This window comes from Mycobacterium simiae (assembly GCF_008370645.1).
Taxonomy (GTDB): Bacteria; Actinomycetota; Actinomycetes; order Mycobacteriales; family Mycobacteriaceae; genus Mycobacterium; species Mycobacterium simiae_A.
Window position 1 is genome coordinate 1 of the sequence record NZ_VTZN01000154.1, and the last position, 12,085, is coordinate 12,085.

General features: G+C 62.5%; 13 protein-coding genes and 2 pseudogenes. 7 read left to right on the forward strand and 8 right to left on the reverse strand.

What is annotated here, in order from left to right; translation table 11 throughout:
- A pseudogene (locus F0Q45_RS29975) lies at window positions 1–122 on the reverse strand (transglycosylase family protein); the annotation flags it as partial.
- A gap of 90 nt (window positions 123–212) precedes the next feature.
- On the opposite strand from F0Q45_RS29975, the gene F0Q45_RS20225 reads away from it, so the two are divergent.
- Window positions 213–392 carry a hypothetical protein gene (locus F0Q45_RS20225; RefSeq protein WP_149655643.1) on the forward strand — a complete coding sequence of 60 codons (180 nt, stop codon included), beginning with the start codon at window positions 213–215 and terminating at the stop codon, window positions 390–392.
- 898 nt (window positions 393–1,290) lie between these two features.
- Entirely contained in the window at window positions 1,291–1,881 is a 591-nt protein-coding gene (locus tag F0Q45_RS20230; RefSeq protein WP_188113046.1) for a hypothetical protein, read from the forward strand.
- An 85-nt stretch (window positions 1,882–1,966) separates the two neighbouring features.
- Here F0Q45_RS20230 and ag85B read toward each other — a convergent pair whose 3' ends face one another.
- Window positions 1,967–2,944, reverse strand: a complete 978-nt coding sequence (ag85B, locus tag F0Q45_RS20235) for a diacylglycerol acyltransferase/mycolyltransferase Ag85B (protein WP_149655644.1) — start codon at window positions 2,942–2,944, stop codon at window positions 1,967–1,969.
- Between the two features lie 608 nt (window positions 2,945–3,552).
- Between ag85B and F0Q45_RS20240 the strand changes: the two genes are divergently transcribed.
- Window positions 3,553–4,683: a DUF7159 family protein gene (locus tag F0Q45_RS20240; protein ID WP_149655645.1), complete on the forward strand. Its 1,131-nt coding sequence runs from the start codon at window positions 3,553–3,555 to the stop codon at window positions 4,681–4,683.
- Between the two features lie 61 nt (window positions 4,684–4,744).
- Here the strand turns inward: F0Q45_RS20240 and F0Q45_RS20245 are convergent, their stop codons facing one another.
- Together F0Q45_RS20245 and F0Q45_RS20250 are read right to left on the reverse strand one after the other, a co-directional pair.
- Window positions 4,745–5,296 carry a YceI family protein gene (locus tag F0Q45_RS20245; protein ID WP_262491083.1) on the reverse strand — a complete coding sequence of 184 codons (552 nt, stop codon included), beginning with the start codon at window positions 5,294–5,296 and terminating at the stop codon, window positions 4,745–4,747.
- A gap of 119 nt (window positions 5,297–5,415) precedes the next feature.
- Window positions 5,416–6,696, reverse strand: coding sequence for a cytochrome P450 (locus tag F0Q45_RS20250; protein ID WP_149655646.1), 1,281 nt, complete (start codon window positions 6,694–6,696; stop codon window positions 5,416–5,418).
- A gap of 330 nt (window positions 6,697–7,026) precedes the next feature.
- Here F0Q45_RS20250 and F0Q45_RS20255 point away from each other — a divergent pair, with 330 nt between their 5' ends.
- From F0Q45_RS20255 to F0Q45_RS20265, 3 genes are all read left to right on the forward strand, one after another.
- Window positions 7,027–7,434 carry a hypothetical protein gene (locus F0Q45_RS20255; protein WP_149655647.1) on the forward strand — a complete coding sequence of 136 codons (408 nt, stop codon included), beginning with the start codon at window positions 7,027–7,029 and terminating at the stop codon, window positions 7,432–7,434.
- Window positions 7,435–7,451: 17 nt separating this feature from the next.
- On the forward strand, window positions 7,452–7,745 hold the full coding sequence (locus F0Q45_RS20260) for a hypothetical protein (protein WP_149655648.1): 294 nt from the start codon (window positions 7,452–7,454) through the stop codon (window positions 7,743–7,745).
- 74 nt (window positions 7,746–7,819) lie between these two features.
- Complete coding sequence (locus F0Q45_RS20265) at window positions 7,820–8,038, forward strand: Rv1893 family protein (protein WP_149655649.1); 219 nt, start codon at window positions 7,820–7,822, stop codon at window positions 8,036–8,038.
- A gap of 44 nt (window positions 8,039–8,082) precedes the next feature.
- On the opposite strand, the gene F0Q45_RS20270 is transcribed toward F0Q45_RS20265, so the two are convergent.
- Both F0Q45_RS20270 and F0Q45_RS20275 read right to left on the reverse strand, forming a co-directional pair.
- The gene (locus F0Q45_RS20270) at window positions 8,083–9,210 is read right to left on the reverse strand and encodes a nitronate monooxygenase (protein ID WP_149655650.1); all 1,128 of its coding nucleotides are present in this window, start codon (window positions 9,208–9,210) and stop codon (window positions 8,083–8,085) included.
- A gap of 100 nt (window positions 9,211–9,310) precedes the next feature.
- The gene (locus F0Q45_RS20275) at window positions 9,311–9,775 is read right to left on the reverse strand and encodes a hypothetical protein (protein ID WP_149655651.1); all 465 of its coding nucleotides are present in this window, start codon (window positions 9,773–9,775) and stop codon (window positions 9,311–9,313) included.
- 282 nt (window positions 9,776–10,057) lie between these two features.
- Here F0Q45_RS20275 and F0Q45_RS20280 point away from each other — a divergent pair.
- A pseudogene (locus F0Q45_RS20280) lies at window positions 10,058–10,531 on the forward strand (alcohol dehydrogenase catalytic domain-containing protein); the annotation flags it as partial.
- Window positions 10,532–10,660: 129 nt separating this feature from the next.
- Here the strand turns inward: F0Q45_RS20280 and F0Q45_RS20285 are convergent.
- Both F0Q45_RS20285 and dtd read right to left on the reverse strand, forming a co-directional pair.
- A complete protein-coding gene (locus F0Q45_RS20285; protein WP_149655652.1) occupies window positions 10,661–11,584 on the reverse strand; it encodes a class I SAM-dependent methyltransferase in 924 nt (307 codons plus the stop codon).
- 15 nt (window positions 11,585–11,599) lie between these two features.
- Window positions 11,600–12,031, reverse strand: coding sequence for a D-aminoacyl-tRNA deacylase (gene dtd / locus F0Q45_RS20290; RefSeq protein ID WP_149655653.1), 432 nt, complete (start codon window positions 12,029–12,031; stop codon window positions 11,600–11,602).
- Between the last annotated feature and the right edge of the window lie 54 nt (window positions 12,032–12,085).

Below are 12,085 nucleotides of genomic sequence, written 5' to 3' on the forward strand. Positions count from 1 at the left end.
TCCGCAACGGCTTCCCAGTTCATCAAGTCGGCGTATGCGACACCAGTCGACAGCGACATCGAAGCCGCGGTGAAACCGGCGGCCAACCCGGCCTTGATGAGGGGCTTGGTGATGCTCGTCATGCCCGGGATTTCGCCGGCCGTAGTCAGAGCGTTACCGATTAGAACAATTTATGAGATCGGTGAACTGCCTCATTGAGATTGGCGCAAACGATGTTTAGACGAGTCGATCAAGCCGGCGGCGGAGGCTGGCTGTACGACCGACTCGCGGTCGACAAGGCGCGTCGGTACAGGTTGTCCAACCGGCTAGCCGGAATCGTTTCGCTGCCGGCGCTGCCCAGCTCGGCGAGGCATGCCGGCGGCACCAGCAAACTCCAGTTAAGCGGAGCATGAGACATAATCTTAGTGTTGACGGATGTCAATTGTTGACCGTGACGCTGCCAGATCCCGGGGCGCGTCGGGCGGACCGGCTGTACTCGATCACCTTGGTAGCGACGGCTTGATCGCCGAAGACGCGGGTGAGCATCCGGGTCGACGTGCTTGGCGGGCGCGGGCCTTCGGTTGGCACAGCAATGGGCGGACTCGGGGCAGTTGCGTCGCATTCTTGTTCCCCAATCGGGGCACAATCCAGATATAAACAATCATCAGATTGATTATCTGGTCGGTGGACTTCGGCGTCCGCCGTTTGCGTCAAGCTGACATCGACTGATTGGGAGCACTCGAGCCTGGTGGTCGCAGGAGAATTCCGATAATCGTCGATCAATGCATCAATGCGGGCGGACCTGACCTGTGGTTGTGAGACGGACATCAAACATGAGTGGAGAGGTATCGATGGCGATCAATACATCCCCGGAAGCAGCACGACGCAGCGAGGTGAACGCCGAGGCGGACCTCGCCACTGCACCGATCCCGTCAATGGGCTGCTGCAGCCAGCGCTGGCTGCGCGGTTCGGAATGCGCACCTCCTCCGGCTCCCCGTCCTCGGTATGTGGGCATTGCTTGTTTAGCGAGGCTTGTTTAGCGAGGCTTGTTTAGCGAGGCTTGTTTAGCGAGACCAATGGCATCTCAGCTATCCTTGGCGTGAACTTGCAGACTCCCAGTACGGAAGTCGCGTACAGAGTGTATGAAAGTCGAGTGTCTTGGTGCCCACGGTCGCGCCGGGCCGCCGCGTGGTCGAATCGGACCAAAGCTCGGTTACGACAAGGGCTTTCGCGAGAAATGCTGACAGACAACTCAAGCAGTCCCCGCGAACGCCTGATCAGTAGCATCGCGGAAAGCGCTGGCGCCGGCTGATGACCCAGCGCTCCGGTACCAGCGGGGGATGGCTGCGCACTCGGGCAGGGCAAGGCACGCTTGCTGCTGCTCTGGTGATGTGCTTGTTACTCGGCGGAGTTTTTCTCTGGGCGGAAAAGCGCCAGTCCCCACCTTGCAATACTCTCGAGCACCCCGCTAACGCGCTCAGCGACGCGGCAACCCAGGCGCAGGTTGTCGAGGCCGCCACCCAGATCGTCGCCGTTGCGGAGCTGCAGACAACAGCAGCGGGTTATCTGTTGATGTCATGTAAGAGCCGCGACGAGCCACCGTATCAAGGCGCGATTTACCTGACCTTCGTTCTGCCGGCCGGGGCGTACGGCGATAGCTACTTGCACTCAGTCGCGGCAGCGCTAGCCAAGCACGGCTGGGCGGCGGGGCGCCCGCCGGTTCAGCATGTACTTGGCAAGACCTTGTCCAAGGACGGGGTCACGGCGATCTTCTATCGTCACCACGACGACAGCAGCCTGGGAATCCTTCGTCTGTACGGCTCATGCGGGAACCTGAACGACCACCGCGGCGACACCACCGCGTGGATCGATATCACCGACCAGCTCACCCGAGCCCGGTAGCCCCACCTGGGCTCGAGGTCCTCAAAGCACTACTGGGCTTGACGGCCAGTGCCGTCAAGCCCAGTAGTCGCGAGATGTTACGTGGTTAGCGTGCGCCCAGAGCGGATTGCAGGTCGCCCTTCATGGCGTTCAGCTGGGCACCCCAGTACTCCCAGCTGTGCGTGCCGTTGGCGTTGAAATTAAACACCGCGTTGTGCCCGCCAGCGGCGTTATAGGCGTCCTGGAATTTCAGGTTGCTGCTGCGCACGAAGTTCTCCAAGAACTCGGCGGGGACGTTGGCACCGCCCAGCTCGGACGGGGTCCCGTTACCGCAGTAGACCCAAAGGCGGGTGTTGTTAGCGACGAGCGTCGGAATCTGCAGGGTTGGGTCGTTGCGCGCCCAAGCTGGGTCGCTCGAGGGGCCCCACATATCGGACGCCTTGTAGCCACCGGCGTCACCCATCGCGAGGCCGATCAAGGACGGCCCCATCCCCTGGGATGGATCCAACAGGGCCGACAGCGAGCCGGCGTAGATAAACTGCTGCGGGTGGTAGGCGGCTAGAATCATCGCCGACGAGCCGGCCATCGAGATACCGACCGCGGCGCTACCGGTGGGCTTAACACTCCTGTTGGCGGACAGCCATTGCGGCAGCTCGCTGGTCACGAACGTCTCCCACTTGTAGGTTTGGCAACCGGCCTTGCCGCAGGCCGGGCTGTACCAGTCGGTGTAGAAGCTGGACTGGCCACCGACCGGCATGATGACTGACAGGCCTGACTGGTAGTACCACTCGAACGCCGGAGTGTTGATGTCCCAGCCGTTGTAGTCGTCTTGGGCGCGCAGACCATCCAGCAAGTACACCGCCGGTGAATTGTCACCGCCGCTCTGGAACTGGACCTTGATACTGCGACCCATCGCTGCCGATGGCACCTGCAGGTATTCCACCGGGAGACCCGGACGGGAAAACGCTCCCGCGGTTGCCGCCCCGCCGGCGAATCCGACCAGGCCCGGCAGGGTCGCAGCCGCGGCCGCACCGACTAGAAGCCGACGCCCCCAAGCCCGTATCTTCCCGCTCACGTCTGTCATATGAGGTGCCCCTTTTTCCTTAATATCGTCTTGCTCCCGGCAGAACTTACCGTGTGAGTAGGCCCGATGTCGATCTGGACGCAAACTCGTCTCGGTTGTGTATCGGTTACCGCCGCAGCCATAGCAACTGTGCTACGGGCCACGATGAGTTAACCGCATCCGTTTATAGCCCTTGCCTCATCCACCCGATCGGGCGCACACGCCGCCGTTATGCACGCGTTATGCACTTGCAATCGTGGCAGCCGATGCCGACGCCACCACAAACGACGACGAGCTAACCGGCAACGACGGACGTGTCGGCAAACGGGCTATGTCGAGCAGCCGTCGCAAGCTAGCCGGCGTTACCCCCCGAGTCGACCTCACGAAAACAGAAAAACAGGCGATGGCGACGACCCGTGGGCGCTAGCTCATGGGTTGTGAGTCACCTGTTGATTTGCACACTGGGCAAGCCGAAGTTGCGTCGACCGCGTAGTCTCGTCGAGGCAAGCCGATGGAGACCGAGCTATCCCGGTCCGTTCCGGCGCTCACGCACCCACCGCACCTGGGCCCCTTGGCGCGGTGGGGTGTGGTTGGGCCTCGGAGGTCTGGGAACGATTGAGGGAAAGTTCTTGGACACCGTACTTGGGCTATCAGTGACAGCGACCACCGTGGGATGGGTCCTAGCTGAAGGACACGGCGCAGCAGGCACCATCCTGGATCACCACGAGTTTGAGCTGCAGGACGGTCCAGGCGTACCCGCGGTGGAGACCGCCGAGCAGGTGGCAGCCGAAGTATTGCGGGCAACAAGACTGGCAACCGAGTGCGATCATCGGGTGCGTGTCATCGGAGTGACCTGGAATGACGAAGCTTCTGCGCAAGCCGCGCTATTGCTGGAGGCATTGACCGCGGCAGGATTCGACAACATTGTGCCGGTTCGACTGCTGGACGCCGTCGAGACGCTGGCACAAGCGATCGCTCCAGTCATCGGCTACCAACAAACCGCAGTCTGCATACTCGAGCACGAATGGGCGACCGTCGCCATGGTGGACACCCATGACGGTGAGACCCAAACAGCCGTCAAATACGTACGCGGTGGCTTTGACGCATTGACTTCCTGGCTGACGGGCATGTTCGACCGCGGCTCATGGCACCCGGCTGCCGTGGTGGTGGTCCGTTCCGACCGTGACGTCAGGGACTTTTCTTGGCAACTCGAAAACGCTTTGCCAGTACCGGTTTTCGCGCAAACTATGGCGCAGGTGACGATCGCGCGAGGAGCCGCGTTGGCGGCGGCTCGAAGCACCGAGTTCACCGACGCGGGGCTGCTGGCAGCTGCCGGTGAACCCACTGTGGCGCCCAAGCGATCACGGCACTACGCCGGAGCGGCGACCACCTTGGCCGCGGCCGCGGTCACGTTCGTGGTCTCGGTTTCCCTGGCGATAGGTTTGCAGCTGGCCCCGGACCAGCATCCCAATTCGGCGGGGCGTGTCGTGCACAAGTCGAAGCCAGCCGTGGTGGAAGCGGTCGCGCCGGCAGTTCCCGTGCCTGCTAAGGCGCCACCCGCTGTCCGTCCAGGGCCTGCCACACAGCAGGAGCCCGTCCGTCTTACCGCGGGTGAAGAGCTCACAGATTCTACGGCCGAAGAGCAACCGAGCGGGATTGCGCCTCAGCCGGCTCCCGATGATGGGCCACCATTGTTGACCCGAGTCCTCAAGCACATCCCCGGCACTTACGGCGACTCGGAAACACAGCCACCTGAGTAGTCGAATCGCGGAATACGGTGCAGGTGGCCATCGGCACAGTGCTGAAACCTGGCCGGCACGATCAGTCTTCTTTGGCTCGAACCGCACTGAATGAGACGGTCACCTCATCGGCAACCTGCAGCGAGCCCATCAGCAGCGAGTAGGGCTTGACACCGAAGTCAGACTGACGAACTGTCGATTCGACAGTCATCTGCCATGAGTCGCCGAGATCTTCTGTGCGCAAGTCGATTACATGCTTATTTGACTTTCCCCGGATTTCCAGCGTCCCGGTCAGGCGATATCCGGCTGTGGTCTGTTCAATGGCATCTGAGGTGAAGCGGATGCGTGGAAAGCGGTTGGCACTGAGCGACTTCAGGGCGCTAGACCGCACCAGGGCCTTTTCCGGACCGGACAGGCTTTTGACGCCACCCTCGCCGCGCAGCACTTCCAACGACTCCGCCTCGACGAAAAGCTCTGCGCTGCTTGGCTCGTCAGTGACCCACTGCACTGTCGCCTGCCACCGGGCCATGGCGATGGTGAGCCGATGACCCATTCGCGCGGCTCGCCCCGCGACACCGGTACGAACGATCAACTCACCGTCGGATTGGTCCAGGGACCATGCCCTCTCGCTCACACAGCAACTCTATTCGTTGCGACTTTTTCCGGCCAGCGCAGTGGCCGGCAGACCACCAGACATTGCACGTCACGACCAAGCGCCCTCGGGTCGACGCCCCTACCTGGTCAGCCTGAATATCAATGGACAACAGGGCATTTGGCCACGACATCGCTGTGATAGTCGACCCGCCAGTGTTTGATCCCGTTGAGCCAGCCGGACCGTAGCCGTTCGGGTTTGCCAATCGACTCCAGATCCGGCATCGCATCGGCGATTGCGTTGAACATCATGTCGATTGTCATCCGCGCCAGGTTGGCACCAATGCAGTAGTGCGCACCGGTGCCGCCGAATCCCACGTGCGGGTTGGGATCACGCAGAATGTTGAAGGTGAACGGGTCGTCGAATACGTCTTCGTCGAAGTTAGCCGAGCGGTAGAACATCACCACCCGCTGGCCCTTTTTGATCTGCGCACCGGACAATTCGTAGTCCCGCAGCGCGGTGCGCTGGAAAGAAGTGACCGGAGTGGCCCACCGGACGATCTCGTCGGCCGCGGTAGTGGGACGCTCTCGCTGGTACAGCTCCCACTGATCCGGGAATTCGGTGAAGGCCATCATGCCCTGAGTGATGGAGTTGCGGGTGGTCTCGTTACCGGCCACCGCCAGCAGAATGACGAAGAAGCCGAACTCGTCTTCGGAGAGCTTGTGGCCGTCGATGTCGGCCTGGACCAGCTTGGTGACAATATCCGGCCCCGGATTGTTGGCCCGCTCGGCGGCCAACTGCGTGGCGTACATGATCAGTTCGATCGAGGCGGTGAGGCCGTCATTGCTGGCGAACTCTGGGTCCTGGTCGCCCACCATCTGGTTCGACCAGTGGAAAAGCTTCATCCGGTCCTCCTGGGGCACGCCCAACAGCCCGGCAATAGCCTGCAACGGGAGTTCGCAGGACACCTGCTCCACAAAATCTCCGGAACCTTCCGCTGCCGCGGCCGCGACGATGTGCCGAGCCCGTTCGTTGAGGTCGTCGCGCAGTCGTTCAATGGCCCCTGGCGTGAATCCTCGGGAGATGATCTTGCGCAGCCGGCTGTGTTGCGGGTCATCCATGTTGAGTAACACGACCTTGCCTCGCTCGATCTGTTCGGCGACCGTGCCCTCTTTGTAGCGTGGCAGGGCAGTCTTCTGCAGGCTGGAGAACACGTCACTGTGCCGCGAGATCTCCTTGACGTCCTTGTGCTTGGTGACTACCCAGAAGCCGCCGTCGTCGAACCCGCCGCAGCCGATGGGCTGCTCGTTCCACCAGATGGGGGCGCGCCGGCGCATCTCGGCTAGCTCTTCCACCGGCAGCCGCTCGGCGTAAATGTCAGGATCGGTGAAATCGAATCCGGGAGGCAGGTTGGGGGCTGGGTTGGCAATTGGCTTCGGCATGGACACGGACCACTCCTCGATGCGAAGTCTGTTAGTCGTCGTCTAGTGCCATAATCCATTGCGGCACCGTGGTTGGGAAGTAGTTCGGCCGGATCGCCGCAGCATAACTGCAACGTGTTCAGCGGTGGTGAGTTTCGGGCCGAGGAGTGCTCTGCATCTTTGATAGCCCCAAGAACAAAGAAAAGGGCATGGCCAATATCGACGACTGATTCCCGCGCGGTGGTCGGGCCTGTGCTAGGGCAAGCAGTACCTCGGCGCGGCATACGCCCTTGTGGGCCAGGCCACACTCGTTATGCTGTGGTGAAACTCGCCGGTGCGAAGGGGTGGAACATGATTCGGGAACTGCTCACTTCCGCAGCGATTGCCGGCGCCGTGATCGGCGTCGCGCCGGTCGCGGGCGCCGACAACGGGCGCTATCAGGGTGACGTGCCGGGGATGAACTACGACGCCTCGCTGGGAGCGCCGTGCGACAACTACGAGCGCTTCATTTTCGGCCGGGGCCCCAGCGGACAGGCCGAAGCCTGTCATTTCCCGCCGCCTAACCAGTTCCCGGCAGCCACGGTGGGCTACTGGGTGATCTCCTATCCGCTATATGGAGTGCAGCAGCCGGGAGCGCCATGCCCGGGTCCGCAGGCGGCGGCGCAGACCCCGGACGGTCTGCCGATGCTGTGCCTGGGAGCGCAGGGATGGCAAGCCGGTTGGTTCACCGGGGCAGGATTCTTCCCGCCCGAAGAGTAAGCAATTGACCTAATCTTATGACGCCCGCACCGCAGGCAGCTGACTCTCCGATTCCGCGATGGTTGCGGTTTGTCCTGACGTCGGATCGTGCGGGCTCGGCGTGGTATATCGGGACGGGTTTCTTCTTCGCGCCGGTGCTGGCCGTGCTATCGCCGTGGCCTGCACTCACCGCAGTTCTGTGGTGGATCATCGCCCTGGCGGGATTGTGGCTGGGTCTGCTCGGGATCGCGATGGCCGTCGGGCTGGCCCAAGTGCTGCGGTCCGGCGAGGAGATTCCAGAAGATTACTGGCGGACGCTGGTCGACTACTGATCCACCATGGCGAGGCCTGACCTGGGCCGGTCTAAAGTCGTAGCAAGCACCCGCCAACGAACAGGAGCCCCCCGATGGCCATCAATCCCAAAGATGCAGTCGATGCGGCTAAGGACATCGCGACCAATGCCATCGAGAAGGCGTCGGACATCGTCGAGAACGCCAGCGACATTATTCGCGGCGACATCGCCGGCGGCGCCAGCGGCATCGTTCAGAGTTCCATCGACATCGCCACTCACGCGGTCGACCGAGTCAAAGAGGTTTTCACCAGCAAGGACGAAGACACCGAATAAGCATCAGGGCAACGCTTTCCGGGGCTTGCTGCGGCGACTTGCCGTCAGACGGCGGCAGCGTTGTACGCGTCGAGTCTGTTGGTTGCCTCTAGGTACTCTTGCACCCAGCGCTGAATGACGGTAGCGGCCTTCTCGACCTTGGTGAACTGACCGACAACCTGCCCAACCGGATTGAACGCGACGTCGACGGTCTCATCCGGGTGCTTGTTGGTGGCCCGCACCGCGATACCGGAAACCATGTACTGCAACGGCATTCCGAGCGGCTTCGGGTTGTCCGGCTGCTCCCACGCCTCGGTCCAGTCGTTGCGCAGCATCCGGGCCGGCTTACCGGTAAACGAACGGCTGCGGACCGTGTCGCGACTGGTCGCCTTGGCATAAGCCGCTTGCTGAACCGGGGTGTTCGAGGCTTCTTCGACCATGAGCCACTGCGAGCCGGTCCACGCCCCTTGGGCGCCCAACGCCAAGGCGGCAGCGATCTGCTGGCCGCTGCCGATACCGCCGGCAGCAAGGACCGGAAGTGGTGCCACTTCCTTGACTACCTGTGGCCATAGCACGATTGAGCCCACCTCGCCGCAGTGCCCGCCGGCCTCACCGCCCTGGGCAATGATGATGTCGACGCCGGCGTCGGCGTGCTTGCGGGCCTGCGAGGGTGAGCCGCACAATGCTGCCACCTTACGACCGGAGTCGTGAATGTGCTGAATCATGTCCGCCGGCGGGGTACCCAAGGCATTGGCGATCAGTGTCACCTTCGGGTGTCTCAGCGCGACCTCAACTTGCGGGGTGGCCGTCGCCTCGGTCCACCCGAGCAGCTGCAGGCTGTCCTCGTCGGCGTCCTCAATCGGCACGCCATGGTCGGCGAGGATCTTGCGAGCGAAGTCCAGATGCTCCTTGGGGACCATCGCCCGCAGCATTTTGGCAAGCTCCTCCACCGACTGGTGCGAATCCATGCCCTCGTACTTGTTCGGGATGACGATGTCAACACCGTAGGGGTGATCGCCGATGTGGTCGTCGATCCAGTTCAGCTCGATCTCCAGCTGCTCGGGAGTAAACCCGACGGCGCCCAGCACGCCGAAACCACCGGCTTTGCCGACGGCGACCACGACATCACGGCAATGGGTGAACGCGAAAATCGGGAACTCGATGCCGAGTTGGTCACAGATGGCGGTGTGCATGCCTACTCCTGGGGCGCTCGCCGAATTGAAACGTGTTCTAGTTTAGTACCGGCGCCGCCGGCTAGGTCAGCAAGGTGGCGCACGTCGCGGCGACAACCCATCACGTCGCCAGGCTGTACGCCAGCCACAGGACCATAAACGCAAGCATGCAACCGATGCAGACGAGGTGATCTCGGCAGATAGCTCGCGCGAGGCGGGCCTGTTCGGTCACGCTGTCGACGCGATTTCCGAGCCGAACCGCGCGGGGCACCGTGCGTACCGCTGCCAGCCCGACCGGGACCCCCGCGAGCACGGCCGATGTCAGCAACAACCAGCCGGGTTCATGACCGCCAACGGCCACAACCCCCAGTCCAGCCAACAAGAGCACCATGACCAGAGCGATCAGCCAGCTCATCGGACGCGATGTGGTCGTGGCGCGGTGGTAGTAGCCCGCGATGGACGCGAGCACCGGCTCAGGCAGCTGGTCACTGGCGCGCCGGTACCTCAGAACTTGGACGTCAAAAATCAGGTCCATCCACAAGACAGCGAGCAGAAACCCACCGCAGGCCGTAAATAATGGAGCCACGACGATCATTCACCTCCGCTTGCCGAACTGGCACCGGCTAGGACGGCTAGCGCCTCACTTATTGTTTCGCGACGCCTTCCGCGGCACCTAGAAACATGTTCTAACGCCCTGATGTCCTGCGGTAGCCTGACCCGTCATGGGACGGGTGGACACCCACCAAGGTCGCACCGATCAGCGGCGCCGCATCTATGGCCGGGCCCGTGCTTGGCGCATGGCACTAGCTTGACCTTCTGCATGGACTGTCTTTATTCGTGCTCCGAGAGCGAAAGTGAGCGTGCCGACATGCGCGCTGTAGTCATCGACGGACCGCGCAGCATCCGAGTCGATACCCGTCCGGACCCGGCGCTGCCCGGTTCCGACGGAGCTATCGTGGCGGTGCGAGCTGCCGGCATCTGCGGCTCGGATCTGCATTTCTACGAGGGCGAGTATCCGCTCGCCGAGCCGGTGGCACTGGGTCACGAGGCGATCGGCACGGTCGTCGAAGCGGAAGCGCAGGTGCGGACCGTCACGATCGGGGACCAGGTCATGGTGCCCTCGGTGGCCGGCTGCGGCTCATGCCCCGGTTGCGCCACCCAGGATCCGGCGATGTGTCGTTTCGGCCCACAGATTTTCGGCTCCGGCGCGCTGGGCGGCGCGCAGGCCGATCTGCTGGCCGTGCCGGCCGCCGACTTCCAGCTGCTCAAGATTCCGGAGGGGATCTCTACCGAGCAGGCGCTTCTGCTCACCGACAATCTCGCCACCGGCTGGGCGGCCGCACCTGGCCGGAACTGATTCGCCTGCTCCAATCGGGCCGCCTTCACGTTGACGGCATATTCACCACGACCCTGCCGCTCGCGCAAGCGGCCAAGGGCTATGCGACCGCGGCGTCCCGGTCAGGGCAGGATGTCAAGGTGCTGCTGACTCTTTAACTGCTGTGATGTATTGGGAATGCATGGAACTGTCGATACGAATATCAACGTCTGAGGGCGTTATCCCATAGCCGGCCTGTAGCTCGAGCGTGGTACGGACGGGTTCGACTGTCCATCCGCGCCGCGCTAGCCACGCTGCCGGATTGGTCTTGTCGTCATACGTGAGAGCCGAGAAGTCCACGCCTCCAGACAGATCGACACCGGGGTGACTGGCTTCTAAATCGGCAAACTGCTGACGGTCTGAGCGAGACCCTAGGGCGCCAATCGCGACTCGACTGCCCGGCGCAGAAAGTTCATCGATTCGGCCGACGACCGCGTCCTGAGCCTTGCCGGTCAGGTAGGGCAAAACTCCTTCCACTGACCAGGCACTCGGCGTTTCCGGGTCGAAGCCGGCAGCCTGTAATGAGCGGGGCCAGTTCGTGCGCAGGTCGGCAGCTATCTCGCGTCTTTGCGCTTTGGGCTCAGCACCCTGCTGGCTCAACACGCGCATTTTGAAGGCAAGGACTTCAGGCAGGTCGATTTCGAATATTGTTGTGCCGGAATGCCATTCAAGACGATACGCTCGGGAGTCCAAACCGGCGGCGACAATTACCGCCTGTCGAATACCCGCGTCGCCGGCCGACTGAAAGAAGTCATCGAAGAACCAGGTTTGGACGCCGTAAAGGCGAGGGAAAGCTGTCTCGCTCTCCGAGGTTCCCGGTTGGGCGAGCAGATCCGTCAGATATTGGTCGGCGGACGCGATGACGAAGTACTTTGCATATTCGTCACGGACCAGGGACCGCGGGTCAACGGCATGCAGGGCACGCCATCCGGCCACCAGCAGGGCGGTGTAGCCCACGCTGCTGAGGATGTCCCATTGATCGTCGTCGGAGCGAAGCGACCCAAATTCAGGTCCGGGCATGGGCCGTCCTTTCTGCTACAGCTCCAGCATTACCGTCACCGGGCCATCGTTGACCAGTTCCACCTGCATGTGTGCGCCGAACGACCCGGTTTGCACGTGCGCGCCGAGCCCTCGCAGGGCTTCGGCGAACGCCGCTACCAGCGGTTCGGCCAGCGCGCTGGGCGCTGCGGCATTCCACGATGGCCGGCGGCCCTTGGCCGTGTCTGCGTACAGGGTGAACTGGCTGACCACCAAGATGGGCGCGTTGCGGTCCGAGGCGGATCTCTCGTCGTCGAGAATCCGTAAATTCCATATCTTTTCAGCTAGCCGCTGCGCCTTGTCGATATCGTCGCGGTGGGTCACGCCGACGAACGCCAGCAGCCCCTGACCCTCGGGGCGGATGGCGCCAACCACCTGGCCATCGACGGTCACCGCGGCTGATGAAACCCGTTGCACCAGAACCCTCATGGACCTCGATGTTGCCAGGCCAGCTTCGACCGCAAGGTACGTGGGTAGGCTCGT